The organism is Sphingomonas mollis (assembly GCF_016427505.1).
GTDB lineage: Bacteria > Pseudomonadota > Alphaproteobacteria > Sphingomonadales > Sphingomonadaceae > Sphingomonas > Sphingomonas mollis.
The window spans coordinates 184,568-207,521 of sequence record NZ_JAELXS010000007.1 but is presented as its reverse complement, the minus strand read 5'-3'; the positions used below and the strand labels follow the sequence as shown (position 1 = coordinate 207,521).

23 protein-coding genes are annotated in these 22,954 nt (G+C 66.5%); 13 read left to right on the top strand and 10 right to left on the bottom strand.

Going from position 1 to position 22,954, the window contains the following annotated elements; all coding sequences use genetic code 11:
- Positions 1–16: 16 nt before the first annotated feature.
- From JAO74_RS13755 to JAO74_RS13725, 7 genes are all read right to left on the bottom strand, one after another.
- Entirely contained in the window at positions 17–1,024 is a 1,008-nt protein-coding gene (locus JAO74_RS13755; protein ID WP_199039049.1) for a ferritin-like domain-containing protein, read from the bottom strand.
- Between the two features lie 182 nt (positions 1,025–1,206).
- Positions 1,207–2,061: a MipA/OmpV family protein gene (locus JAO74_RS13750; RefSeq protein ID WP_199039046.1), complete on the bottom strand. Its 855-nt coding sequence runs from the start codon at positions 2,059–2,061 to the stop codon at positions 1,207–1,209.
- Between the two features lie 94 nt (positions 2,062–2,155).
- Positions 2,156–2,566, bottom strand: a complete 411-nt coding sequence (locus JAO74_RS13745; RefSeq protein WP_199039044.1) for a DUF2141 domain-containing protein — start codon at positions 2,564–2,566, stop codon at positions 2,156–2,158.
- Positions 2,511–3,296 (bottom strand): sterol desaturase family protein, encoded by a 786-nt coding sequence (locus tag JAO74_RS13740; protein WP_199039256.1) that lies wholly within the window; start codon positions 3,294–3,296, stop codon positions 2,511–2,513. The genes JAO74_RS13745 and JAO74_RS13740 overlap by 56 nt, the downstream gene beginning before the upstream one ends.
- Positions 3,297–3,325: 29 nt before the next feature.
- Positions 3,326–4,120, bottom strand: a complete 795-nt coding sequence (locus JAO74_RS13735) for a fatty acid desaturase (RefSeq protein ID WP_199039041.1) — start codon at positions 4,118–4,120, stop codon at positions 3,326–3,328.
- The gene (locus JAO74_RS13730; RefSeq protein ID WP_233150999.1) at positions 4,117–4,659 is read right to left on the bottom strand and encodes a sterol desaturase family protein; all 543 of its coding nucleotides are present in this window, start codon (positions 4,657–4,659) and stop codon (positions 4,117–4,119) included. Before JAO74_RS13730 ends, JAO74_RS13735 begins: the two co-directional genes overlap by 4 nt.
- 90 nt (positions 4,660–4,749) lie before the next feature.
- The gene (locus JAO74_RS13725) at positions 4,750–5,274 is read right to left on the bottom strand and encodes a GNAT family N-acetyltransferase (RefSeq protein WP_199039038.1); all 525 of its coding nucleotides are present in this window, start codon (positions 5,272–5,274) and stop codon (positions 4,750–4,752) included.
- Between the two features lie 77 nt (positions 5,275–5,351).
- Between JAO74_RS13725 and crtY the strand changes: the two genes are divergently transcribed.
- The 7 genes from crtY to JAO74_RS13690 all read left to right on the top strand — a co-directional run bounded on the left by crtY (position 5,352) and on the right by JAO74_RS13690 (position 12,321).
- On the top strand, positions 5,352–6,524 hold the full coding sequence (crtY, locus tag JAO74_RS13720) for a lycopene beta-cyclase CrtY (RefSeq protein ID WP_199039035.1): 1,173 nt from the start codon (positions 5,352–5,354) through the stop codon (positions 6,522–6,524).
- Positions 6,521–7,996 carry a phytoene desaturase gene (locus tag JAO74_RS13715; protein ID WP_199039032.1) on the top strand — a complete coding sequence of 492 codons (1,476 nt, stop codon included), beginning with the start codon at positions 6,521–6,523 and terminating at the stop codon, positions 7,994–7,996. Before crtY ends, JAO74_RS13715 begins: the two co-directional genes overlap by 4 nt.
- Before the next feature lie 17 nt (positions 7,997–8,013).
- Positions 8,014–8,568: a septal ring lytic transglycosylase RlpA family protein gene (locus tag JAO74_RS13710; RefSeq protein ID WP_199039029.1), complete on the top strand. Its 555-nt coding sequence runs from the start codon at positions 8,014–8,016 to the stop codon at positions 8,566–8,568.
- Between the two features lie 61 nt (positions 8,569–8,629).
- On the top strand, positions 8,630–10,264 hold the full coding sequence (locus JAO74_RS13705) for a sensor histidine kinase (protein ID WP_233150998.1): 1,635 nt from the start codon (positions 8,630–8,632) through the stop codon (positions 10,262–10,264).
- A gap of 13 nt (positions 10,265–10,277) precedes the next feature.
- Entirely contained in the window at positions 10,278–10,649 is a 372-nt protein-coding gene (locus tag JAO74_RS13700) for a response regulator (protein WP_332908814.1), read from the top strand.
- A gap of 131 nt (positions 10,650–10,780) precedes the next feature.
- Positions 10,781–11,362 (top strand): LOG family protein, encoded by a 582-nt coding sequence (locus JAO74_RS13695; RefSeq protein WP_199039025.1) that lies wholly within the window; start codon positions 10,781–10,783, stop codon positions 11,360–11,362.
- Positions 11,362–12,321, top strand: a complete 960-nt coding sequence (locus JAO74_RS13690; RefSeq protein ID WP_199039023.1) for a phytoene/squalene synthase family protein — start codon at positions 11,362–11,364, stop codon at positions 12,319–12,321. The genes JAO74_RS13695 and JAO74_RS13690 overlap by 1 nt, the downstream gene beginning before the upstream one ends.
- A 141-nt stretch (positions 12,322–12,462) precedes the next feature.
- On the opposite strand, the gene JAO74_RS13685 is transcribed toward JAO74_RS13690, so the two are convergent.
- Positions 12,463–12,852 (bottom strand): acyl-CoA thioesterase, encoded by a 390-nt coding sequence (locus JAO74_RS13685; RefSeq protein ID WP_199039020.1) that lies wholly within the window; start codon positions 12,850–12,852, stop codon positions 12,463–12,465.
- A 121-nt stretch (positions 12,853–12,973) separates the two neighbouring features.
- Between JAO74_RS13685 and JAO74_RS13680 the strand changes: the two genes are divergently transcribed.
- From JAO74_RS13680 to JAO74_RS13665, 4 genes are all read left to right on the top strand, one after another.
- Complete coding sequence (locus tag JAO74_RS13680; protein ID WP_199039017.1) at positions 12,974–13,429, top strand: GreA/GreB family elongation factor; 456 nt, start codon at positions 12,974–12,976, stop codon at positions 13,427–13,429.
- On the top strand, positions 13,429–13,608 hold the full coding sequence (locus tag JAO74_RS13675) for a hypothetical protein (RefSeq protein WP_199039014.1): 180 nt from the start codon (positions 13,429–13,431) through the stop codon (positions 13,606–13,608). The genes JAO74_RS13680 and JAO74_RS13675 overlap by 1 nt, the downstream gene beginning before the upstream one ends.
- Positions 13,609–13,743: 135 nt before the next feature.
- Positions 13,744–14,910: a BaiN/RdsA family NAD(P)/FAD-dependent oxidoreductase gene (locus JAO74_RS13670; RefSeq protein WP_199039011.1), complete on the top strand. Its 1,167-nt coding sequence runs from the start codon at positions 13,744–13,746 to the stop codon at positions 14,908–14,910.
- Positions 14,911–14,975: 65 nt separating this feature from the next.
- Positions 14,976–16,682, top strand: a complete 1,707-nt coding sequence (locus JAO74_RS13665) for a DEAD/DEAH box helicase (protein WP_199039008.1) — start codon at positions 14,976–14,978, stop codon at positions 16,680–16,682.
- Positions 16,683–16,823: 141 nt separating this feature from the next.
- Here JAO74_RS13665 and JAO74_RS13660 read toward each other — a convergent pair whose 3' ends face one another.
- Positions 16,824–17,219: a winged helix-turn-helix domain-containing protein gene (locus JAO74_RS13660; RefSeq protein ID WP_199039005.1), complete on the bottom strand. Its 396-nt coding sequence runs from the start codon at positions 17,217–17,219 to the stop codon at positions 16,824–16,826.
- Positions 17,216–17,422: a TOBE domain-containing protein gene (locus JAO74_RS13655; protein ID WP_056530305.1), complete on the bottom strand. Its 207-nt coding sequence runs from the start codon at positions 17,420–17,422 to the stop codon at positions 17,216–17,218. Before JAO74_RS13655 ends, JAO74_RS13660 begins: the two co-directional genes overlap by 4 nt.
- A gap of 126 nt (positions 17,423–17,548) precedes the next feature.
- Here JAO74_RS13655 and acs point away from each other — a divergent pair, with 126 nt between their 5' ends.
- Together acs and JAO74_RS13645 are read left to right on the top strand one after the other, a co-directional pair.
- Positions 17,549–19,486, top strand: a complete 1,938-nt coding sequence (acs, locus tag JAO74_RS13650; RefSeq protein WP_199039003.1) for an acetate--CoA ligase — start codon at positions 17,549–17,551, stop codon at positions 19,484–19,486.
- Positions 19,487–19,689: 203 nt separating this feature from the next.
- The gene (locus JAO74_RS13645; RefSeq protein WP_199039001.1) at positions 19,690–22,797 is read left to right on the top strand and encodes a TonB-dependent receptor; all 3,108 of its coding nucleotides are present in this window, start codon (positions 19,690–19,692) and stop codon (positions 22,795–22,797) included.
- Positions 22,798–22,954 lie beyond the last annotated feature (157 nt).

The window sequence follows — 22,954 nt, the reverse complement described above, 5'->3', positions numbered from 1 at the left end:
GGATGCGGGGTGCGGATCAGGATGCTGCGACGCTGGCGCGCAGGTTGCCGTTCAATCCGTTCGGGAAGAAGCCGCCCATCGTGGCTGCCGCGGCGTTCAGATAGACGATGTTCAGTACCTGACTTGGCGTACGGCTGAAGGCGAGACCGTTCGAATCGAGCGGCACGATGTTCGACACCAGCGCGCCGTTGACGGTGGTCGGCGAGATGCCTTGATCGAGATCGCGGGTAGCGCCATCGAGCGAATCGCGGGCGTTCGAGATCAGGTCGGCGTTGGTCCGCAGCGCCGGTACGTCCACGCCCTTGGCGTAGAGCGTCGTGCGGACGATCGCGGCGTGATATGCCTCCACCGCCAGGATGCCGGCGGCTGCCTGAAGGAAGGTCTTGTTGGTGACGAGGGGCGATGCACCCTTGTAGGCGGTGACGCCGACATCTTCGAAAATATAGGCACCGAGCAGGAAGCTGTTGTCGTCCGCATAAGGATCGAACGGCGTCGTCGTGTTACCGGCGGGGATCACACCCGCGGCGCGAGCAGCCGCCGTGAACGGACCGTCGAGCGCGCCGGAGATATTGATCGCCGGCTGGGCGACGGCCGAAGAGCCGAGCGCGCCAGAGCTGCGCAGGAAGGTGACGTGGGCCAGTTCGTCGGCCGCGATCTCGCGGGCATAGGCGCGAACCGCCGGATCGGTGAAGTTCACCGCACGGGCCATATTGGCGCCGGTGCCGGTGATGACCGCACCCTGCGTGCCGGTACCGGTCAACAGATTGGCGGCCAGACCCGTGCCGTTTGCGGCGTACAGATAGAACTGCGCTTCGAGATATTCGAGGTTCAGCGCGAAGTTCAGGATGTCGGCATCGGTGATGGTCGATGTCTGTGCGCTGGCTTTGGTCGAAAAGTTGAGCGCGGCGGCACCGCCGATGGCGAAGGCGCCCATGCCGAAGGCGGCCTTGAAAAACTCGCGTCGGTGGTCGCGTCGCGCGACCCGGCGGTCGAGTGCGTCGATCAATTCTACGCTATCGGTCATGTGTTGATCCCCTGGCAGGCTGCCGACACCAGGGGCGCGACAGAAATCCTCTCACTGCGATCCACGACCGTTGCCGGCCACGAACCGACAACAGAAACGCCGGTGCGTTCCCAAAGGACGCACCGGCGCAAAACTTTATTTACACTATTTTTTACGCCGCATTGCAGCGTGATTTGATGGACTTAGAAGGTGTAGCCGATCCCCGCCGCCGCCAGCCACTGGCCGCGCGATCCGGCCACCGAGACGACGGGGCTGTCGGCGAAATCGTTCAGCATCCGGCGATAATTGACGCCGCCGATCGCCTTCCACCCGTGCAGCAGATCGCCGGTGAGCGAATAGGTGCCGGCGAGGCCGACCGACCAGTTCTTCCAGCCGCCGCGCGCATTGTACACGGCCAGACCGCTCGCCAGGCTCTGCGTGCCGTCGATCGAGTAATAGCTGCGGGCATACCCGCCACCGGCGCGCTCCGCCGAGACGAACAGGCCGACCGCGGTCTTCACGTTCAGCGGCGTGAAATAGGCGACCGTCGGCTGCCAGATATCGCTGTCGTGTGCGTTATTGACGTCGTGGCGATAGCTGAGCGTGGCGGACAGCTTGTCGTAATCGCTGGTGATGACGCCGGTCTTGCCGATGCCGACGAAGCCGCCGAGTTCGATCGCGGTGTTGCGCTCGCCCAGCGCGCGGATGCGGCGATCGTCGATGTTCTTGTTGTTCTGGCGGTTGAAGTTGATGACGCCGATCGGGCCGGCCTGCAGGTCCCACACGGGGCCGGGCCGGTCGCGGATCAGGTCGACCGAGGCGCGGTTGCCGAGGACCTGGATATTATACCCGCTGATCGTCGCCTGCACGGCAGGCGCCGGGACGAAGCGATAGTCGTTCGAGCCTTCGTAATCGGTCAGGTACGCGCCGGCCACCGCGACGGTGATCGTATCCTTGTCGAGGTCGGCGGCAAGCGTCGACGCGGGTGTGGACGATGGCGGCGGCCCGTCCTGCGCCAGGGCGGGAGTAGCGGCGACCAGCGCCGCCGTAGCGGTCATGGTGAATAGGGCGAGACGCAAGACGAGGAACTCCACGACAATATATTACGGCCCCGAAACGCCGCTTCCCCGCTTTGTGTCCGCCCGTGCCGGATCAGAAGATGTAACGCATCCTGACCTGTTGCTCTTCGGCATCACTGTCGATCTGGAAACGGGCGGCAGTGAAACTCGGTGGTCCAAACCCTATCCTGGGATTGCGCGAGAAGCCGAAGCCTTCGCGCGGGATACCGGCAAAGGTATCGAGCCGCTGATTGCCGTTCTCGTCATGGATCACCGCCACTGCATAGCCGCCGCGCGGCAGACCGGCGAACGAGACCTGATGCGTCCCGGCCGGAACCGAGCGGGTGACGGCGTGGGCATCGTCGACGCAGGCGGGGAAATTGTCGGGATCGGCGGTCAGGCAGACGCGCAACAGGCCCTTGGCCGAGCGCATCTGCGCGACATCGACGTCAAGCCGGGCGACCTGCGTCGCGCCCACCAGCAATGGCAACGCCAACAGCGCCATCGCCGCCCGACGCAGCCGCCGCCCGCCGCGCGGCGCGGGCGTGTTCGCGCGTGAAATCACCGATTCCCTTGTCGGTGCCGCACAGCCTGTCCCAGTGCCGGAAATAAAGGCCATAATTGCATCCGTACAATTCATGATGCCGCTGATGATGGCTAGCGGTGATGAGCCAGCCCCCCAGTGCCCCTCTCCACATGAACCGCGGGAAAATCTCCCACCCCATGTGATTGGTGACCCCCATAACCGTCATGATGGTGAGGACCAATGCCAGACCGCCGACATGGATCGGAATCAGGAAGACCAGTAGCGGAATTACCACAGCGCCGGTCAGCGCCTCGATCGGGTGGAACGCCATCGCCGCCCAGGCGGTGGGCGGGCGGCTGGCATGGTGCAGCGCGTGCGCCAGCTTGAAGGGCTTGGGCCGGTGCATCCAGCGATGCGTCCAGTAGAACCACGCATCGTGAAGCAGCAGATAGAGGAAAACCGATACCGGCCAATACCATAGGGGCCAGGCATGGATATCGTCATACACCCGCGTCCAGCCCCGGTTCTGCCAGCCCCAGGCGACGACCCCGGCGGGGATGCCATAGATCGCCGCCGAGGCGAGGCTCCAGATGACCTCGCGGCGGACCTGCGGGTCGAGGCCCATGTACAGGCCGGGATGCTTGCGGCGGGTCGCCCAGGCGAAACCGCCCGATACGATCAGATAGCGGACGCCGACGATCAGCGTCATCGCCAGTGCAGACAGAATGATCGCGATCGTCACGGGCGGGGCCTTAGGCCGGAAGCATTACCAAGTTGATGGGCACTTGCCTGATAATCACGCCGGCGGGCAGGCAGGCCCCACCACGGCGTACCGGGCGACAGGTGATGTTCGTGGTGATAGCCGCCGAAATGGAAGCAGGTCAGCAGCGACAGCGTCGGCGCGATGCGGGCGCTGCGGGCGCGATGCCGGTCGGCGAAGGGCTCGTCGCCTTCGCGATGGGGCAGCCAGGTGCCGAACACGAACAGTTGCGCCACCGCGCCCAGCGCCGGGATCGCCCAGAAGATCGCGATATTGCCGAGCGGTGCGCCCAGCAGCAGGGTATAGACGAGCGCGACGATAGTGATGCGGGCGATCTGGCCGTGCGAATAATAGGTGCGGAAGAATTGGCGGAACCAGCCGATCAGGCGCGGATCGCCGCCATGGAAATCGGGGTCCCCCGCCCCGCCGGCGTGGCGGTGGTGGAGGTGATGCTGGGGCAGCAGCGTGGCGTAGGACAGGCAGGCATAGAGCGACAGGCACGTCGCGCCGACCATGCGGTTCAGGCGCGGATGGCCGGGGGCGAGCGCGCCGTGCATCGAATCATGGGCGATGATGAACAGGCCGGTGCTCAGCCAGGTCTGCACCAGCACCATCACGACGGCGACCGGCACCATGGCCAGGCTCCAGCGCCAGAAGAAGATGCCGGTGATGTGGATCGCCAGCCACGCCGCCACGATGGCGGCGGCGAACGACAGGCCGATACGCGCCTGACGCCGGGCGGCATCCGCCGGTGAGGCCCCGGCGGCACTCATCGCTCGGGCGATGCCGCGTCGGTAGCAATGTGTTCGACCGCCATGTGTTCGGGAGGGTGCGCGGGGCGGCGCTGCGGATCGGCATTGGCGCGCAACTGGGCCTTCAGAACCGATGGCTTGCGCGCGAAAAGGAAGCCGTGGCTGACGGTGCCGTCCTTGCCCTCGACGGCATGATGCAGGCGGTGGGCCTGTAACAGCCGCTTGAAATAGCCCTGCTTGGGCACCCAGCGGAAACCGCCGCGTTGGTGGACGAGCATGTCGTGGACGAACGCGTAGATGCCGCCATAGACGGTGATACCGAGCGCCATCCACCACAGCGGTTCCCACCACAGGCCGACGACGAACAGCACGATCGGCACGATCGCGAAGACGATGGCGTAGAGGTCGTTCTTCTCAAACCAGCCGTCATGATCCTCGTGATGCGACTTGTGCCAGCCCCAGCCCCAGCCATGCATGACGTATTTATGCGCGGCCCAGGCGAAGCACTCCATGAACAGGACCATGAAAGCGACGATCGCGACCTTTTCGACCCATGACATCAGCGGGTGATCCCGTGGCCGGTGGCACAGCGATGCAGCGATTTCAGCATGCCGGCCATATACGCCCGATGGACCCCGGATGCGAGGGGGTCATGCAAGGCGTTCGAGGAACAGCGTCGGCCGATCGCGATACAGCCCCTCGGCATAGACGCCGTAGCCGACATGCGCGGCGAGGCGGAGCGAGGGCGCATTGGCGGGATCGATGATGCAGACGGTGCGCGGCATCCGGGTATCCGCCCAGTCGAACAGCGCCGCCAGCGCCTCGCGCGCGAACCCCTGCCCGTGTGCCCAGCCCATCAGCGTCCAGCCGACCTCCGGCACCCCCTCGAACGACGGCTGCGTGTCGCGGCGGGAGTCCATGATGCCGACGCTGCCGATGCACCGGCCCGATGCGGTTTCGCGGACCATCCACGTGCCATAGCCGCACCAGTCCCAATGGCCCTGGAAGCGCAACAGCCGGTGCCATGATTCCTCGCGAGTCGCAGGACGGCCGATGAGTCCTTCATACACCGCCGGATCGGCCCAGATCGCGGTCAGGTCGTCATGGTCGCCCAGCGCCGGCGGCGTGAGAATCAGGCGCCGAGTTTTCAGGAGGGGGGTGGTCAAAACGTCCATGCCGTGGACGGTAATCCATGACGCCGGGGTGACGGAAAGATTTTCCGCTGGGCGTCGATCTGCGCTAGTCGATGGCGATGGCGACTGTTCACCACTGCGATGTTGCGATCGTCGGCGCGGGCCTGGCGGGCGGGCTGATCGCGCTTGCCTTGCGCGCGCGGCACCCGACGCTCGATGTGCGGCTGGTCGATGCCGCGCCGGTGGTGGGTGGCAACCATCGCTGGTCATTCTTCGGCGGCGACGTGGCGGCGGACGCCCTGTGGCTGGTCAAGCCGCTGGTGACGCATAGCTGGCCGGATCATGCCATCCGATTTCCCAGCCATGCCCGGACGATCGACGAACCCTATTATTCGATCGAGAGCGAGCGGCTGGACGAAGTGGTGCGGCGCGCGATGCCGGCATCGGCGCTGATGCTGGGCCGCAAGGTGCTGGCCGCGTCGGCGACGGCGGTGGTGCTGGCGGACGGCGACCGGATCGAGGCGACGGGGGTGATCGATACGCGCGGGCCGGGCGATCTGTCGACGCTGGACCTCGGCTGGCAGAAGTTCGTCGGGCGCGAGCTGCGACTGGCGGCGGCGCACGACCAGCCGGTGCCGATCATCATGGACGCCACCGTTCCGCAGATCGACGGGTATCGCTTCGTCTATTGCCTGCCGCTGGCGCCCGACCGGATGTTCGTCGAGGACACCTATTACAGCGACACGCCCGATATCGACCATGCGGCGCTGGGCGCACGCATCCATGATTATGCCGCCACGAGGGGCTGGGCGGTCGAGCAGGCGGCGAACGAGGAATCGGGCGTGCTGCCGGTGGCGATGGGTGGCGATTTCGAGGCGTACTGGCGATCCACCGGCAAGGTGGCGAAGGCCGGGATGCGCGCCGGGATGTTCCATCCGACCACCGGATATTCGCTGCCCGATGCGGTGCGTACGGCGATGATGATCGCCGATCGCCGCGATTTCGGCGGCATGGCGCTGCACGATGCCACCCACGCGATGGCCAAGGCGACATGGGCGGCGCGGGGATTTTACCGGATGCTCGACACGATGTTGTTCAAGGCGGCGGAACCGGCGGAACGCTACCGCGTGCTGGAACGCTTCTATACCCTCTCTCCGCGGCTGATCGGCCGCTTCTATGCTGGACAATCGACGATGACCGACAAGGCGCGGGTGCTGACAGGCAAGCCGCCGGTTCCGATCAGCCGCGCGGTACGCGCGATACTGGGTGCCGACCTGAGGACCGGCGCATGAGGCGGGCGATCGTCATCGGTGCGGGCTTCGGCGGCCTGGCGCTTGCGATCCGGCTGCAATCGGCGGGGGTGGAAACCACCATCGTCGAGTCGCGGGACAAGCCCGGCGGGCGTGCCTATTACTGGGAGCGCGAGGGCTTCACCTTCGACGCCGGTCCCACCGTCATCACCGATCCGGCGTGTCTGGAGGAATTGTGGCAGCTGACCGGCCGCGACATGCGCGACGATGTCGTGCTGGAACCGGTCACGCCCTTCTATCGCCTGAACTGGGCGGACGGCACGAATTTCGATTACACCAACGACGACAGCATCCTGCGCGGCGAGATCGAGCGGCTGCACCCCGGCGACTGGGAGGGGTATCAGAAGTTCCTGACCTATTCGGCGGGCGTCTTCCACGAAGGGTATGAGAAGCTGGGCCATGTCGCCTTCCTCGACTTCGCGTCGATGATAAAGGCGGCGCCGGCGCTGGCGAAATATCAGGCGTGGCGGTCGGTCTATTCGATCGTGTCGAGCTTCGTGAAGTCGGAAAAGCTGCGCGAGGCGCTGAGCTTCCACACGCTGCTGGTCGGCGGCAACCCGATGACGACGAGCGCGATCTATGCGTTGATTCACAAGCTGGAACGCGATGGCGGGGTATGGTTCGCCAAGGGCGGCACCAACCGGTTGGTCGCCGGGCTGGTCGCGCATTTCGAGCGGATCGGCGGGACGCTGCGGCTGGGTGATCCGGTCGTGCAGATCGAAACGCTGGGCGACCGTGCGACCGGCGTGGTGACGGAAAGCGGCTGGCGCGGCGAGGCGGACATGGTGGCCGCCAACAGCGACATCATGCACACGTACCGCGACCTGCTGTCCACCTCGCGATCCGCGCAGCGGACCAAGGGAAAGCTGGAGCGCAAGAAATACTCGCCGTCGCTGTTCGTCACGCATTTCGGCATCAAGGGCACATGGCCGGGCATCCCGCACCACATGATCCTGTTCGGCCCGCGCTATAAGGGCCTGCTGGAGGACATCTACGATCACGGCGTGCTGAGCGAGGATTTCTCGCTGTACCTGCATCATCCGACCGTCACCGATCCGGCGCTGGCGCCCGAGGGTCATTCGACCTTCTATGTCCTCGCCCCCGTGCCGCACATGGGCAAGTTCCCGGTCGACTGGGCGGAGGTGACGCCGATCCTGGAGAAGCGCATCCTGGACGAGGTGGGCCGCCGCCTGATCCCCGACATCCACGAACGGATCGTGACGAAGTTCAGCTATGCGCCGAGCGACTTCGCCGCCGACCTGAACGCGCATCTGGGCAGCGCCTTCTCGCTGGAGCCGATCCTGACGCAGAGCGCGTATTTCCGGGTTCACAACCGCGACGATGCGATCCCGAACCTGTATTTCGTCGGCGCGGGCACGCATCCGGGCGCGGGTATTCCCGGGGTGGTCGGAAGTGCGAAGGCGACGGCGAAGCTGATGCTGGAGGGGCGGTAACGAGGTAGCAGACGCCGATGCTGCCCCGCCCCCGTTCCGCCGTCATCCTGCTGGCGTTGATCCTGTCGGCGTGCGGCGGCGGGCGATACCGGCCGGTCAGCGATACGCCGGTCAGGATCGGCCCGCCCTATACGGTACGCGGCACCACCTATACCCCCGTCGCCGATCCCGGATACGACATGCTGGGCGAAGCGAGCTGGTATGGCCGCGAATCCGGCAACCGCACCGCCAATGGCGAACGCTTTCGCGCGAAGGGGATCACGGGCGCGCATACCACGCTGCCGCTGCCCAGTTATGTCGAGGTGACGTCGCTCGATACGGGCCGCACGATCCTGTTGCGGATCAACGATCGCGGGCCGTTTTCCGGACGGCGTATCATCGACCTGTCACGCGGGGCGGCGCAATTGCTGGGGTTGCGGGCGCAGGGCCATGCGGCGGTGCGCGTCCGCCGCGTCGATCCGCCGGAACGCGACCGCGCCCGGCTGCGTGCGGGCAAGCCGGCCACGCCGCGCCCCGATGCCAGCGCCGCGACGATCGCCAACCTGCGCGCGCAACTGGACGCCGCGCGATAACGGCGCGCTGGCGGCTGGATGCGGTCAATCATCTGATTATACGCTTGTATATCTCCACCATTTGCCGTCCCATGCCGATGGGGCGGCGAAGCATATCGCGGTGGGGGCAATGGGCGAGCGAACGAGCGAAGAAAGGCGGCGGGCGATCGACCTGCTGGGCGTGCTCGACACGCCACCGGAAAAGGCGTTCGACGACATCGTGCTGGTCGCCAGCCTGTGTTGCGATACGCCGATCGCGCTGGTCAGCCTGCTCGATGTCGAGCGGCAATGGTTCCGCGCGAGAGTGGGACTCGACGCACCGGAAACGCCGATCGACTGGTCAGTGTGCCGGATCGACATCGATCGCGCGACTTTCCTGTCGATTCCTGACCTGACCGCCGATCCGCGCACCCGCGACAATCCGCTGGTGATGCGTCACCCGCATCTGCGGTTCTATGCGGGCGCGCCGCTTGTCATGCGATCGGGCGCAGTGATCGGCCGGCTGTGCGTGATCGATACGATCGCGCGGCCGGATGGCCTAAGCGAGCAGCAACAGGTGCTGCTGGAGGCGCTGGCGCGGCAAGTTGCCGATCATTTGGAACTACGCCAGATCGCGCGAACCAGCGATCATCTGGCCCGGTTGCAGGCGGCGCTGCTCGACATCGGCGATCGTATCCGTCGCAGCCGGTCGGTCGGCGAAATGACGCAATCGATCGCGCAGATCGTCGGTCATGCGTTGCAGGCGGACCGCGCCGGGTTCGGCACGGTCGATGCCGCCACCGAGACGATCGAGGTCGAACCGGACTGGACCGCCGACGGCGTCGCCAGCGTCGCCGGCCGGCACGGGTTCGAGGAATTCGGCCGTCTGCGCGAGGGGCTGGCGAAGGGCGAGATGCTGGTGATCCACGACGTCACCACCGATCCGCGCACCGCCGCCGATCCATCGCGGATGTTGGCGGTCGGCATCGCGGCACTGGTCAATGTACCGGTGCGCGATCGCGGCCGTACCATCGCGGTGTTCCTGGTCCACGCCACGACCCCGCGCCGGTGGACCTCCACGGAATTGTCGTTCCTGCACAGCGTCGCCGACCGGCTGGAAGCGGGCGTGTCGCGCCACCGGCTGGATCAGCAGCAGCGATCGGTGAACGGCGAGATCAGCCACCGGCTGAAGAACATGTTATCGATGGTGCAGGCGATCGCGACGCAGACGCTGCGCGATGTTCCCGATCGCGGCCCGGTGGCGGTGTTCGAGCAACGCTTGCTGGCGCTCAGCACCGCGCACGACGCGCTGTTGAAAGGCGAATGGATCGCGGCGGATATGGCCGGCATCATCCTCGGCGTGCTGGCGCCGTTTGGGTTTGAGGAGCGGATGCGGCGGACGGGTCCGGTGGTGACGTTGGATGCCGGTGCGGCGATGTCGGTGTCGCTGGTGATCCACGAGATGATGACCAACGCCTGCAAATATGGCGCGCTGTCGAACGACGCGGGCCAGATCGACATCGATTGGACTATCGCCGGCGAAAGTGACGATGCGACGCTGACGATGACGTGGAAGGAACAGGGCGGCCCACCGGTGAAAGAACCGACACGACGTGGATTCGGCGCCAAACTCATCCGCCAAGGTTTGATCGGGACAGGGGGCGTGACCCTTCGTTACCATGAGGCGGGGCTGACGGCGGTGTTCGTCGTACCATTGTCGGCCCTGACGCAAACGTGACGGGGAGTAACGCGTGAACGGCAGGCCACAGGAGATCACCGTACTGGTCGTGGAAGACGAACCGATGCTTCGCCTGCTGGCCGTGGACATGGTGGAGGATGCGGGCTTCACCGCGCTGGAGGCCGCCAATTCGACCGAGGCGGTCCGCATTCTGGAGACGCGGCGCGATATCCAGATCGTGTTCACCGACGTGAACATGCCGCAGGGGATCGACGGGCTCGACCTGGCCACCTGCATTCGTGACCGGTGGCCGTGGATCGAGATCATCATCACATCGGGCAAGCCGTTTCCAATCAACACGCCGCTGCCCGCGCGCAGCGTGTTCTATACCAAGCCCTATCGACAGGCGCAGATCATCGACCAGATCAAACGCATGGCGGCGTAGCTCGTGCACGCTGGCGTAGCTTGCAGCCGCTGGCGTAGCTTGTCGCCGCCGGCGTAGCTTGTGCACGCCGGCGTAGCTTGCAGCCGCTGGCGTAGCTTGTCGCCGCCGTCGCCATCCCCTAGCTGACGGGCATGAAGCGTCTTGCCATCTATTGCGGGTCGGCCACCCCCGCCGACCCCGTCTATCTTGATTCCGCGCGTGAGGTGGGGGCGACGCTCGCCCGGCGCGGCATCGGCGTCGTCTATGGCGGCGGGCGCCTTGGCCTGATGGGTGCGATCGCGGACGGCGCGCTGGCCGCGGGCGGCGAGGTGATCGGCGTGATCCCGCAGGCGCTGGTCGATGCCGAGGTCGCGCATCGCGGCTTGACCGAACTGCACGTCGTGACCGGCATGCACCAGCGCAAGCAGATGTTCACCGACCTGTCGGACGGGTTCGTCACCATTCCCGGCGGCACCGGCACGATGGACGAATTGTGGGAGGCGCTGAGCTGGGCGCAACTGGGATACCATGCCGATCCGGTCGGGCTGCTCAACACCGCCGGCTATTATGACGAGCTGATCGCGTTCTGGCACAAGATGGGGACGGTGGGGTTCCTGCGCCCGCAGCACCGCGACCTGTTGATCGTCGCCGATACGCTCGAAATGCTGCTGGAGCGGATGGGCGCGCATGTGCCGACGCAGCCGATCGTGCGGATGAACGCTTCGGATCTGTGATGGCGGGGGGACCTGTGACGACCCCGGCCGAGCGGGCGGCGCTGGTCGCGGCGGCGCGCACGTCGATCGCGCGTGGATCGAAGAGCTTCGCTGCCGCCAGCAAGCTGTTCGACAAGCCGACGCGGGAGCGCGCGTGGCTGCTCTATGCATGGTGTCGCGCGTGCGACGACATCGCCGACGGGCAGGACCATGGCCATGGCATGACCCGGGTCGACGATGCCCCCGCCCGGCTGGCGATGCTGCGGGCGAAAACGGAGGCGGCGCTGGCGGGTGAGGTCGTGGGTGATATGCCGTTCGACGCGCTGCGCGTGGTGGTCGCCGAGACAGGGATGCCGCACGCCTGGCCGCGTGACTTGATCGCGGGCTTTGCATTGGATGCCGAGGAATGGCGGCCGCGCACCGAGGACGGTTTGTACCGATATTGCTATCACGTCGCGGGCGTCGTCGGGTGCATGATGGCGGTGGTGATGGGCGTGGCGCCGGCCGACGAGGCGACGTTGGACCGCGCCTGCGATCTGGGCATGGCGTTCCAGCTGGCCAATATCGCGCGCGACCTGGACGAGGACGACCGGGCGGGCCGCTGTTACCTCCCGACCGACTGGCTGGTCGAGGTGGATATTCCGCCGGGCGAACAGTTGAAGCCGCAATATCGCCCGCGCCTCGCGATGCTGGCGCGGCGGATGGCGACGCGCGGGGCGGCGTTCGAGGACAGCGCGCGGCGGGGCACGCCGGCGCTGCCTCCACGTGCGGCATGGGCGGTGCTGGCGGCGGCGGGCATCTATGGCGCGATCGGGCGTACGGTCGCTGATCGCGGCGAGCGGGCGTGGGATACGCGGGTAACGACCTCGACCGCCGACAAGCTAGGGTTCATCGCGCGGGCGGGGGTGCAGGCGTGGCGGCGGGCGCGGCTGTATCCGCCGGTACCGCGTGATGCGGCGCTGTGGACGCGACCACGATAGGGTGACATCTCTTGGAGCAGACATGCTCCGACGTCCCCTTCACCGTTTTCCCGCGAAGGCGGGAATCCAGGGTTTTGCATAACAACGATGGTATGTGGTCGTGGCTCTGGGCTCCTGCCTGCGCAGGAGCACCGGGGGGCCTCAGAAAAATCGGTCGATGACGCTCTTCGCCAGCCGCGCCGGGCGCAGCGTTTCCGCGTCCAGGCAGCACCAGCTGGACTTGACCTCGGCCAGCACGACCTCACCCCGGCGGATCACCGTTTCGTAGAAGGCCCGCGCGCCCTGCACCTTTTCGAGAATGACCGTGGCGATCACCTCGTCATCCAGAAAGGCGGGTTTGCGGTACGTGATCTCGTGCTTCAGCGCGACCCACAGGTGCTCCGCCACCGCATCGGCTGGCGCGATCTTTTGCCAATGGCTGACGACCGCCTCCTGTACCCATTTCAGGTAGCTGGCATTGTTCACATGCCCCATGAAGTCGATGTCGGCAGGATCGACCGCGATGGCATAGGCGTGGGGAATAGCCGACATGGATGCATCATAGCATGACGACGGCGGCAGTGCGAACGGCATTGTCGGTATGGGGCGGACAACACTGCCTTTCGCCGGGCCGGGCCAGCGCCTATCTGATATCGATGAAAAGGACCCCATCATGAGCGTCGCGTTCCGGCGCGAGAGCGACGAGGAGCATCTGGAGCCTCGCTTCGAACTGCCGATCCCCGCCGGCCCGAATTTCGTCACCGCCGCCGGCCCCGCGCTGATCGCGGCGCGGGTGGCGGCGCTGGAGGCTGACGTGGCCGCGGCGACCGACGAGTCGCGCGACGTGCTGTCGCGCGAGCTGCGGTACTGGAACACCCGCGCCGCTACGGTCGAGGTGGTCGCGCTGCCGACCGACGACGAGGTCGGGATCGGCAGCCGCGTGACGTTCCGTCTGGACGGACGCGAGCGGCACATCGCCATCGTCGGCCATGACGAGGCGGATGCGGACGAGCGCATCGCCTTCGCCGCCCCGTTGGCGCGCGCGCTGATGGGGACGGGACCGGGCGATCTGGCGGATTTTCAGGGCAGGACGGACGCGATCGAGGTGATCGCGGTGGAGAATAGCTGATGGCCGAGAAGTTCGAACGACACCGCCAGCCGTGGAAGACCGACGAGATCCAGAAGCTGCACCAGCTGGCGAAGAAGGACATGTCGCTGAAGGCGATCGCCAAGGCGCTGACCCGCAGCGAGGAATCGGTGAAGGACCGCGCCAAGTCGGACGGGCTGACGATCGCGAAGTTGCGGTAGTTCCATCTTTGGTTCCCCGGCGGAGGCCGGGGTCCAGTTGGAGAGGTGGATGTAACGGCCACTGGCCCCCGCCAATCCATGTTCCCCAACTGGGCCCCGGCCTTCGCCGGGGAACTTCGCTTTCGGACCCCCCGCATGACCACATCCTATGACGCGATCATCCTGGGCGCCGGGGCGGCGGGGATGATGTGCGCCGCCGTTGCGGGGCAACGGGGGCGGCGCGTGTTGCTGGTCGATCATGTCGCGCGGCCGGGGGCAAAGATCGTCATCTCCGGCGGCGGCCGGTGCAACTTCACCAATACCGGCACGGTGCCGGATCGCTTCCTGTCCGCCAATCCGCATTTCGCCAAGTCGGCGCTGGGTCGCTACACCCCCGCCGACTTCATCGCCCTGGTCGAGCGGCACGGCATCGCGTGGCATGAGAAGACGCTGGGGCAGTTGTTCTGCGACGGATCGGCGAAGCAGATCGTCGAGATGCTGGTCGGCGAATGCGAGCTGGGCGGCGTCGAATGGGCGCTGGGGCAGCCTGCCGACGTCGCGCATGACGGCACCGGTTTCCGCGTGACGATCGGCCCCCGCACCGTCACCGCGCCGGCGCTGGTGATCGCCACCGGCGGACCGTCGATTCCCAAGATCGGCGCGACGGACTTCTCCTATCGCCTTGCCAAGCAGTTCGGGCTGAAGCTGGTCGAGCCGCGCCCGGCGCTGGTGCCGTTGACGCTGGGGCCGGACGAGGCGCTGTTCCGTGAACTGGCCGGCGTGGCGGCGGAGGTCGTGGCGAGTGCGGGCAAGGGATCGTTCCGCGAGGCCGCGCTGTTCACGCATCGCGGCCTGTCCGGCCCGGCGATCCTGCAGGCATCGTCCTATTGGCGGCATGGCGACACGGTGGCGATCGACTTCACGCCGGGTCGTGACCCGGACTGGCTGGTCGAGTTGAAACGCACGCAGCCGCGCGCCAGCCTGCGCCGCTCGCTCGGCCTGCCCGATCGGCTGGCGGAGGCGCTGGCGGGGCAGTTGCAGGTCGCCGACCGGCTGGCCGATGCCCCCGACAAGGCGTTGCGCGGGGCCGCCGAGCGACTCGCGACATGGCCGTTCCGCCCCAATGGCAGCGAGGGTTATGCCAAGGCGGAGGTGACGGTGGGCGGGATCAGCACCGCCGAATTGTCGTCGCAGACCATGGAAGCGCGAAGGATTCCGGGGCTTTACGCGATCGGCGAGGCGGTGGATGTCACCGGCTGGCTGGGCGGGTACAATTTTCAGTGGGCATGGGCGAGCGGATCGGCTACAGGTAACGCGCTCTAGGGCTATGCGCCAGAGACCACGATACGCGATGGTCCGGCGGGCGAAAGCCCCCATATTGGAATTTGATGCTCCCCGATAATCTTCCCGCGTCTCTCTCAGAGGCGCTTGCCGCGCGTGGATACGACCAGCTCACCCCCGTGCAGTCCTCCGTCATCGCCCCCGAGGCGACCGGTCGCGATCTTCTCGTCTCGGCCCAGACCGGGTCCGGCAAGACCGTCGCGTTCGGCCTGGCCATGGCCGACGAGTTGCTCGTCGACGGTGCGTTTCCGGTCGCCGGCCCGCCGCTGGCGCTGGTGATCGCCCCGACCCGCGAACTGGCCCTGCAGGTCAGCCGCGAACTGGAATGGCTCTATGCCGGTGCGCGCATCGCCACCTGCGTCGGCGGCATGGATGCCAGCCGCGAGCGCCGCGCGCTCAACCACGGCGCGCATGTCGTCGTCGGTACGCCGGGCCGTCTGCGCGACCATCTGGAGCGGGGCGCGCTGCGCCTGACGAGCTTGCGCGCCGCCGTGCTGGACGAGGCGGACGAGATGCTCGACATGGGCTTCCGCGAGGATCTGGAACAGTTGCTCGACGCGACGCCCTCAGAGCGGCGCACGCTGATGTTCTCCGCCACCCTGCCCCGCCCGATCGTGGCGCTGGCCAAGACGTACCAGCGCGACGCGCTGCGTATCTCGACGGTCGGCGAGGATCGCGGGCATGGCGACATCGAATATCAGGCGGTCGCGGTCGCGCCGTCCGACATCGAACATGCGGTGGTAAACCTGCTGCGCTTCCACGAGGCGGAGACGGCGATGCTGTTCTGCGCCACGCGCGACAATGTCCGCCATCTGCATGCCAGCCTGGTCGAGCGCGGCTTTGCTGCCGTGGCCCTCTCGGGCGAGCACTCGCAGAATGAGCGCAACGCCGCGTTGCAGGCGCTGCGTGACGGCCGGGCGCGGGTTTGCGTCGCCACCGACGTCGCCGCACGCGGCATCGATCTGCCCAGCCTGAGCCTGGTGGTTCACGTCGAACTGCCGCGCGATGCGGAGACGTTGCAGCACCGGTCGGGTCGTACCGGCCGCGCGGGCCGCAAGGGTATCGCGATGCTGATCGTGCCGTATCCGCGCCGCCGCCGGGTGGACATGATGCTGCGCGGCGCGCGCATCGCCGCCAACTGGCTGCCGGTGCCGTCCGCCGACGACATCCGCAACGCCGATCGCGAGCGCCTGTTGACGAAGCTGGCCGAACCGGTCGAGCTGGACGACGAGGATCGCGCGCTGGGTCAGCGTCTGCTGGAAACCAAGTCGCCCGAGGATGTCGCGGCGATGCTCGTCCGCGCGCTGCGCGCCAGCATGCCGAACCCGGAAGAGATGGCGGACGGCGCAAACGAGCCGCAGCGTCGCGAGGACGGGCATCGCCCCGGCTTCGACGACACCGTCTGGTTCCGTCTCGATATCGGCCGCAACCAGAATGCCGATCCGCGCTGGCTGTTGCCGCTGCTCTGCCGTCGCGGTCACGTGACGCGCGAGGAGATCGGCGCGATCCGCATCGGGCCGGGCGAGACGTTCGTGCAGATCCCGCGCACCGCCGCCGCCAAGTTCGCGGCCTCCGCCGCCAAGACCTCGCAGGGCGGCGACGACGAGAGTGGCATCGCGATCACCCAGTCGGACGGCCCGCCCGCCGGCGGCCAGCGCGCCGCACCGCGTGGCGGTCGCCCACCCAACGCCGGCGGCGGTCGCCCCGGTGGCGCACCGCGCTATCAGGCCAAGCCGAGCCGCCCACGGCGGTAAGAGGGTCGACCTCTACAGCATTGTTCCCCGGCGGAGGCCGGGGTCCAGTTGGGAAGGCCGTGGTGAATTATCGCTGCGCTTCACCCAACTGGACCCCGGCCTCCGCCGGGGAACAATGTATCTGGACCGGATGAAACGCCTTTACACCACCTCGGCCGTCGCATCGGGATCGATCGGTACCGGCCGCAACATCGCCCGCAGCGTCGCCAGCGGCTCAGCATCGGCGGCGCGGGCCAGATCGGCCTCCATCCGGCGATAGGCGGCACGTGCCTCGCGTCCCGCCGCCGTCAGGCGCGCACCGCGGTTCTGGCCACCGCCGGCCGTCGTATCGACCAGCCGGTCGGTGAAACAGCGGTTCATGCCGTCCACCAGTAGCCACGCGCGGCGATAGCTCATGCCCAGCAGGCGGCCGGCGGCGGAGATCGATCCCTCCCGCTCGATCGCGTCGAGCAGCGACACCTTGCCGGGGCCGAGCGCCGCTTCGGTGCCGCAGAACAGTTGCGCCTTCAGCTTCAGGCGGGGCGGGGTGTCGGTCATTTGCCGATCAGCACGTCGCTCGCCTTGACCAGCACGGTCACGGTGTCGCCCTCGGCCAGGCCCAGATCGGCGATCGCCTCTTCGGTGATGCTGGCGGTGACGATGTGGCCGCCGCCGATATCCACCTTCACCGTGCCGTTGACGGCGCCGGGTGCGATGGCGGTGACGGTGCCGGCGAACTGATTGCGCGCGCTGATCTTCATGTTGGTCGCTCCTTGCAGGGCGGCTCTCCTACCACCTCGTCGCATCGCGATCATCGGTCTTTCGTCTCGGGTGGCGGTCGCCGTCTGGCGGTGTATGGGGACGGAAACAACGATGGACAGAGAGCGATGACCGATCCCGAACTGTATCCCGTTCCGGCCGAGTGGCAGGCAAAGGCGCGCATCGACGACGATGGCTATCGCGGGCTGTACGACGCCTCGCTGGCGGACCGCGACGGATTCTGGCTGGAACAGGCGCAGCGGCTGGACTGGATCACGGCACCGCGACAGGCGGGCGACTGGTCGTTCGACAAGGATGATTTCCACATCCGCTGGTTCGCGGACGGCACGCTGAACGTCGCGGCGAACTGCATCGACCGGCATCTGGATACATTGGGCGACACGACCGCGATCATCTGGGAACCGGATGCGCCGACCGAGGAACCGCGCCACATCACCTATCGCCAACTGCATACCGAGGTCTGCCGCTTCGCCAATGTGCTGAAGGCGCAGGGGGTGGCGAAGGGCGACCGGGTGACGATCTACCTGCCGATGATCCCGGAGGCGGCGTTCGCGGTGCTGGCCTGCGCGCGGATCGGCGCGATCCACTCGGTGGTGTTCGGCGGCTTTTCCGCCGACGCGCTGGCCGGGCGGATCGAGGATTGCGGATCGACGCTGGTCATCACCGCCGACGAGGGGCGACGCGGCGGCAAGCGCATCGCGCTGAAGGCGTGCGTGGACGAGGCGGCGAAGAAGGCGCCCTCACTGGAACGAACGATCGTGATCCGGGCGACCGGCGCCGACGTACCGATGGGCGACCGCGACATCTGGTATCATGACGCCGCCGCCGATGTGGTCGCCGACTGCCCGCCGGTCGAGATGGCGGCGGAGGACCCGCTGTTCATCCTCTACACCAGCGGATCGACCGGCCAGCCCAAGGGCGTGCTGCACAGTTCGGGCGGCTATCTGCTCTGGGCGGCGTACACGCACGAACTGGCGTTCGATTACCGGCAGGGCGAGGTGTTCTGGTGCGCGGCCGATATCGGCTGGGTCACCGGGCATACGTACATCCTCTATGGTCCGCTCGCCAATGGCGCGACGACGCTGATGTACGAAGGGCTGCCCAACTGGCCCGATGCCAGCCGTATCTGGCAGGTGGTCGACCGGCACAAGGTCAACACGCTGTTCACCGCGCCCACCGCGCTGCGCGCGCTGATGAAGGAGGGCGATGCGCCCGTCCACGCCACCTCGCGCGCGTCGCTGCGCCTGTTGGGATCGGTCGGCGAGCCGATCAATCCGGAGGCCTGGCGCTGGTATCACGACATCGTCGGCGATGGCCGCTGCCCGGTGATCGACGCCTGGTGGCAGACGGAGACGGGTGGCATCATGATCGCTCCCCTGCCCGGCGCCACCGCGCTGAAACCCGGTTCCGCCACCCGCCCGCTGCCCGGGGTCGAACCGATCCTGGTCGATGAACAGGGCAAGGTGCTGGAGGGCGAGACAAGCGGCAATCTGTGCATCACCGCTAGCTGGCCGGGACAGATGCGCACCGTGTGGGGCGATCACGACCGGTTCTTCCAGACGTATTTTTCGACCTATCCCGGTACCTATTTCACCGGTGACGGCTGTCGCCGCGATGCCGATGGCTATTACTGGATCACCGGCCGCGTCGACGACGTCATCAATGTGTCCGGCCACCGGATGGGCACCGCCGAGGTGGAAAGCGCGCTGGTGCTCCACGCCCATGTCGCGGAGGCCGCCGTGGTCGGGATGCCACACGACGTGAAGGGTCAGGGCATCTATGCCTATGTGACGCTGAACGCCGGGGTCGATGCGACGCCCGCGCTGCATGACGAGTTGCGGCAATGGGTCCGGCGCGAGATCGGACCGATCGCGACGCCCGACGCGCTGCAATTCGCGCCCGCTTTGCCCAAGACGCGCAGCGGCAAGATCATGCGCCGCATCCTGCGCAAGATCGCCGAGGGCGATACCGGCAGTCTGGGCGACACATCGACGCTGGCCGATCCGGCGGTGGTGGACGATCTGGTGGCCGGGCGGATCGGTTGATTGCCGGTGCGAGACACGGCCACCTCGCGATACTAATCTGCGTTGTGGGATTGATGCAACACTGGCACGCGTTTCGGTCGACGAAGACGGGCCGTTGCTTGACGGGCAACGGCCTTGTCCAATAAAACAAATTAATAGATATTATACGTAGGCGATCGGAAGGGTACCCATCAGGGAGTGTCCTGATCGTCAGGGGAGAGGATATGACTGAAAAGCTGAGCGCCCGCGTGGCGCTGTTCACCGCCGCGTCGGTGATCGCGATGGTCCCGGCCCAGGCATTCGGCCAGAACGCCGCCGTTCCGGGTCAGGAAACCCCCGCCGCCCAGCAGGACGTTCCCGCCACCGCCGACGCGCCCGCCGATGAGGGCGATATCGTCGTCACCGGCATCCGCGCGTCGCAGGCGCGCGCGATCGAGGTGAAGCGCAACGCCGACAGCATCGTCGAGGCGATCAGCGCGCAGGACATCGGCAAGCTGCCCGACGTCACCATCTCCGATTCGCTCCAGCGCATCCCCGGCGTGCAGATCCGCCGCGAGGCGGGCGAAGGCGGCGCGATCAACATCCGCGGCTTGCCGCAGGTGACGACGCTGATGAACGGCGAGCAGTTCCTGGGCGCCAACTCGGTCACGACGGTGCAGCCGAACTTCACCGACATCCCGTCGCAGCTGTTCTCCGGCGCGACGGTGTTCAAGTCGCCGACCGCGTCGCTGCAACAGGCGGGCCTGTCGGGCACCGTCGACCTGCTGACGCGCCGTCCGTTCGATCTGAAGCGCGGCCTGACGCTCGCCGCCGCCGCCGAGGGGCAATATGGCGATCGTACGAAGAAGTATGATCCCTCGGTCAACGGCCTCGTCTCGTACAACTCCGGCCGGCTCGGCATCCTGGTGTCGGCCGCGTACAGCGACCTGAACCTCAGCAACAGCTTCCGCGGTATTCAGGACTACGGCGTTTCGCTGCGCACCGAGCGTGGCAGCGATGCGATCCTGAACCCCAATGGCACGATCACGCCCCCCAACCGCGGCGATTTCGCGGTCGGCAACAACGGCATCAGCCGCGGCACGCCGATCCGCAATGCGGCGGGTGTCCTGCAGGGGTACGACGTCAACGGCGACGGCGATGCGAACGACGCGTTCATCACGCCGCAGTCGCACACCGCGTGGAACAAGATCACCAGCCGCGAACGCTTCGGCGCCAACGCGTCGTTGCAGTTCCAGATCAACGACCAGCTGACGCTGACCGCCGACGGCTTCTACACCCGTCAGACGCAATATGACCGCACCGCCGGTTTCCAGTTCCAGGCGGTCGACTGGCAGTCGTCGCCCTACCTGCCGACCAATTCGCGCGACACCGGCGCGATCGTCAACGGCCTGCACCTGAACACGGTCCAGACCTACACCTACGATATGCCGAACTTCGACAGCTATGCCGAGACGTTCCGCGTGAAGTCGGAGTCGCAGAACTACAACGCCCAGCTCGACTGGAACAACGGCAGCACGCTGAAGGCGACCGTGCGCGGCATCTATGGCAAGGCCAGCCGCAAGTCGGATCAGGGATATGTCCAGTACAGCCTGACCAACGGCAAGCAGTGGGCGTATAACGGCATCGGCAACTACCCGGCGTCGATCGGCGGCGACCGTCAGTTCAATCCGACCGGCTATCAAATCTACAGCCAGAAGGCGACGGTCGACTATTCGAGCGGCGCCCCCGTCTTTACCTTCCCGCAGGCGTTCCTCGATCAGGTGCAGGACCCGTCGCGGTACGGCCTGAAGACGATCTCGTCGGAGAACAACGTCTATCAGGACGGCGACATCTGGGCGGTGCGCGGCGATGCCGAGTGGAAGCCGAGCGAGCAGTTCGGGCTGAAGATCGGTGGCCGTTACGGCAAGCGCAGCGTCGACCAGTTCACGTTCGAGCGCGTGTCGCCCTTCTATGCCGGCAACCGTGACAATGCCCAGAACCCGGCGGCGGGTTGCCTGGTCAAGTGGAAGGCGTTCGACGTCAACCTGAACGACCGGTCGTGCAGCGTGCTCGATTCCTCGGGCAATGCCTATACCGCCGGCCTGACCCGGCTGGCCAACGATCCGATCTTCGCCGATCGCCTGAAGCAGGTGTCGCTGCCCGCCAATGGTGCGCCGTCGATCTATGTCTTCGATCCGAAGGCGATCGACAATTCGGAAGCGCTGCAGAACGAATTCTATCCGGGCAGCATCAACAATGTGAACCCGGCCGACTCGTTCAGCATGAACCTGAAGCAAATTTCCGGTTACGCTCAGGTCGATGGCAAGGGTGAGGTGTTCGGCCTGCCCTTCAGCGTCAATGGCGGCCTGCGCGTCGTCAACACGCGTTTCACCGTCCGCCAGAACGTGGTCGGTGCGCCGCAGCCCTACGGCGTGTCGGGGGTGGATGCCGGCGATGTGTACACCAAGCGTGACTTCACCGACTTCCTGCCCGCGTTCAACCTGACGCTGGAAATCACGGACAAGCTGCGCGCGCGTGCCGCCTATGCCAAGACGATGACGCTGCTCGACTTCCTGCAGTGGGGCGGTGGTCTGAACGTCAACTATGCGATCAACACCACGATCAACCCGGCGCGGTTCGAGGCGCAGAGCGCCAACAGCCGTGGCAACCCGAACCTGAACCCGTGGCGGGCGGACAATGTCGAGGCGAGCGTCGAATATTACACCGGCCGCTCCAGCCTGATCGCAGCGGGCGTGTTCTACATCAAGGTCGACAGCTTCATCGCCAACGCCACCATATTCCGCAGCGATATTCCGGACAATGACGGCGTCGTCCGCCGTACGATCCCGGTCAGCACCGTGGTGCAGGGTGAAGGCGGTTCGCTGAAGGGGGCCGAAATCTCGGCCCGGCAGGCATTGGCCGATTACGGCGTGAACGGGTTCTTCGGCGGCTTCGGCGTCGATGCCAACTACACGCTGTCGCTGGGCGATGCCGGCCTGACCGATCTGGCCGGCAAGCAGCAGCCGTTCCAGGACAATTCCAAGCATCAGGCGAACGCCGCGCTATGGTACGAGCAGTACGGCCTGCAGGCGCGCGTTGCGTATAACTACCGCTCGAAGCGGCTGGTGTCGTCGGATTACGGCGGCATCACCGGTCTGGCCCAGTATCAGAAGCCGACCAACTATCTCGATGCGTCGATCGCCTATGACGTGACGCCCAACGTGACGCTGTACGGCCAGGCATCGAACCTGACCGCCGAGACGGAGCGCTATTACCTGACCTTCACCGATCAGGTGTTCAACGAGAACATCTACGAGCGCCGCTTCATCGCCGGCGTTCGCGTGAAGCTGTAACGGCCGACACGATACCCCGAGCCTGCCGCCGTCGTCCCTTCCGGGTCGGCGGCGGTTCTTTTTCGGGGGAGGCATCAGGAACGATCTGGTGGAAGAAGCCCTTGCCAGCCAATCTGCCTCCCCGGCGGAGGCCGGGGCCCAGTTGGGTAAGCGGCTG

What these genes read in the sequence shown, in the direction of transcription:
- JAO74_RS13755 (WP_199039049.1), bottom strand. Translation starts at nt 1,024, where the DNA reads ATGACCGATAGCGTAGAATTGATCGACGCACTCGACCGCCGGGTCGCG.
- JAO74_RS13750 (WP_199039046.1), bottom strand. Translation starts at nt 2,061, where the DNA reads ATGACCGCTACGGCGGCGCTGGTCGCCGCTACTCCCGCCCTGGCGCAG.
- JAO74_RS13745 (WP_199039044.1), bottom strand. Translation starts at nt 2,566, where the DNA reads ATGGCGCTGTTGGCGTTGCCATTGCTGGTGGGCGCGACGCAGGTCGCC.
- JAO74_RS13740 (WP_199039256.1), bottom strand. Translation starts at nt 3,296, where the DNA reads ATGACGCTGATCGTCGGCGTCCGCTATCTGATCGTATCGGGCGGTTTC.
- JAO74_RS13735 (WP_199039041.1), bottom strand. Translation starts at nt 4,120, where the DNA reads ATGAGTGCCGCCGGGGCCTCACCGGCGGATGCCGCCCGGCGTCAGGCG.
- JAO74_RS13730 (WP_233150999.1), bottom strand. Translation starts at nt 4,659, where the DNA reads ATGTCATGGGTCGAAAAGGTCGCGATCGTCGCTTTCATGGTCCTGTTC.
- JAO74_RS13725 (WP_199039038.1), bottom strand. Translation starts at nt 5,274, where the DNA reads ATGGACGTTTTGACCACCCCCCTCCTGAAAACTCGGCGCCTGATTCTC.
- crtY (WP_199039035.1), top strand. Translation starts at nt 5,352, where the DNA reads ATGGCGACTGTTCACCACTGCGATGTTGCGATCGTCGGCGCGGGCCTG.
- JAO74_RS13715 (WP_199039032.1), top strand. Translation starts at nt 6,521, where the DNA reads ATGAGGCGGGCGATCGTCATCGGTGCGGGCTTCGGCGGCCTGGCGCTT.
- JAO74_RS13710 (WP_199039029.1), top strand. Translation starts at nt 8,014, where the DNA reads ATGCTGCCCCGCCCCCGTTCCGCCGTCATCCTGCTGGCGTTGATCCTG.
- JAO74_RS13695 (WP_199039025.1), top strand. Translation starts at nt 10,781, where the DNA reads ATGAAGCGTCTTGCCATCTATTGCGGGTCGGCCACCCCCGCCGACCCC.
- JAO74_RS13690 (WP_199039023.1), top strand. Translation starts at nt 11,362, where the DNA reads ATGGCGGGGGGACCTGTGACGACCCCGGCCGAGCGGGCGGCGCTGGTC.
- JAO74_RS13685 (WP_199039020.1), bottom strand. Translation starts at nt 12,852, where the DNA reads ATGTCGGCTATTCCCCACGCCTATGCCATCGCGGTCGATCCTGCCGAC.
- JAO74_RS13680 (WP_199039017.1), top strand. Translation starts at nt 12,974, where the DNA reads ATGAGCGTCGCGTTCCGGCGCGAGAGCGACGAGGAGCATCTGGAGCCT.
- JAO74_RS13675 (WP_199039014.1), top strand. Translation starts at nt 13,429, where the DNA reads ATGGCCGAGAAGTTCGAACGACACCGCCAGCCGTGGAAGACCGACGAG.
- JAO74_RS13670 (WP_199039011.1), top strand. Translation starts at nt 13,744, where the DNA reads ATGACCACATCCTATGACGCGATCATCCTGGGCGCCGGGGCGGCGGGG.
- JAO74_RS13665 (WP_199039008.1), top strand. Translation starts at nt 14,976, where the DNA reads ATGCTCCCCGATAATCTTCCCGCGTCTCTCTCAGAGGCGCTTGCCGCG.
- JAO74_RS13660 (WP_199039005.1), bottom strand. Translation starts at nt 17,219, where the DNA reads ATGACCGACACCCCGCCCCGCCTGAAGCTGAAGGCGCAACTGTTCTGC.
- JAO74_RS13655 (WP_056530305.1), bottom strand. Translation starts at nt 17,422, where the DNA reads ATGAAGATCAGCGCGCGCAATCAGTTCGCCGGCACCGTCACCGCCATC.
- acs (WP_199039003.1), top strand. Translation starts at nt 17,549, where the DNA reads ATGACCGATCCCGAACTGTATCCCGTTCCGGCCGAGTGGCAGGCAAAG.
- JAO74_RS13645 (WP_199039001.1), top strand. Translation starts at nt 19,690, where the DNA reads ATGACTGAAAAGCTGAGCGCCCGCGTGGCGCTGTTCACCGCCGCGTCG.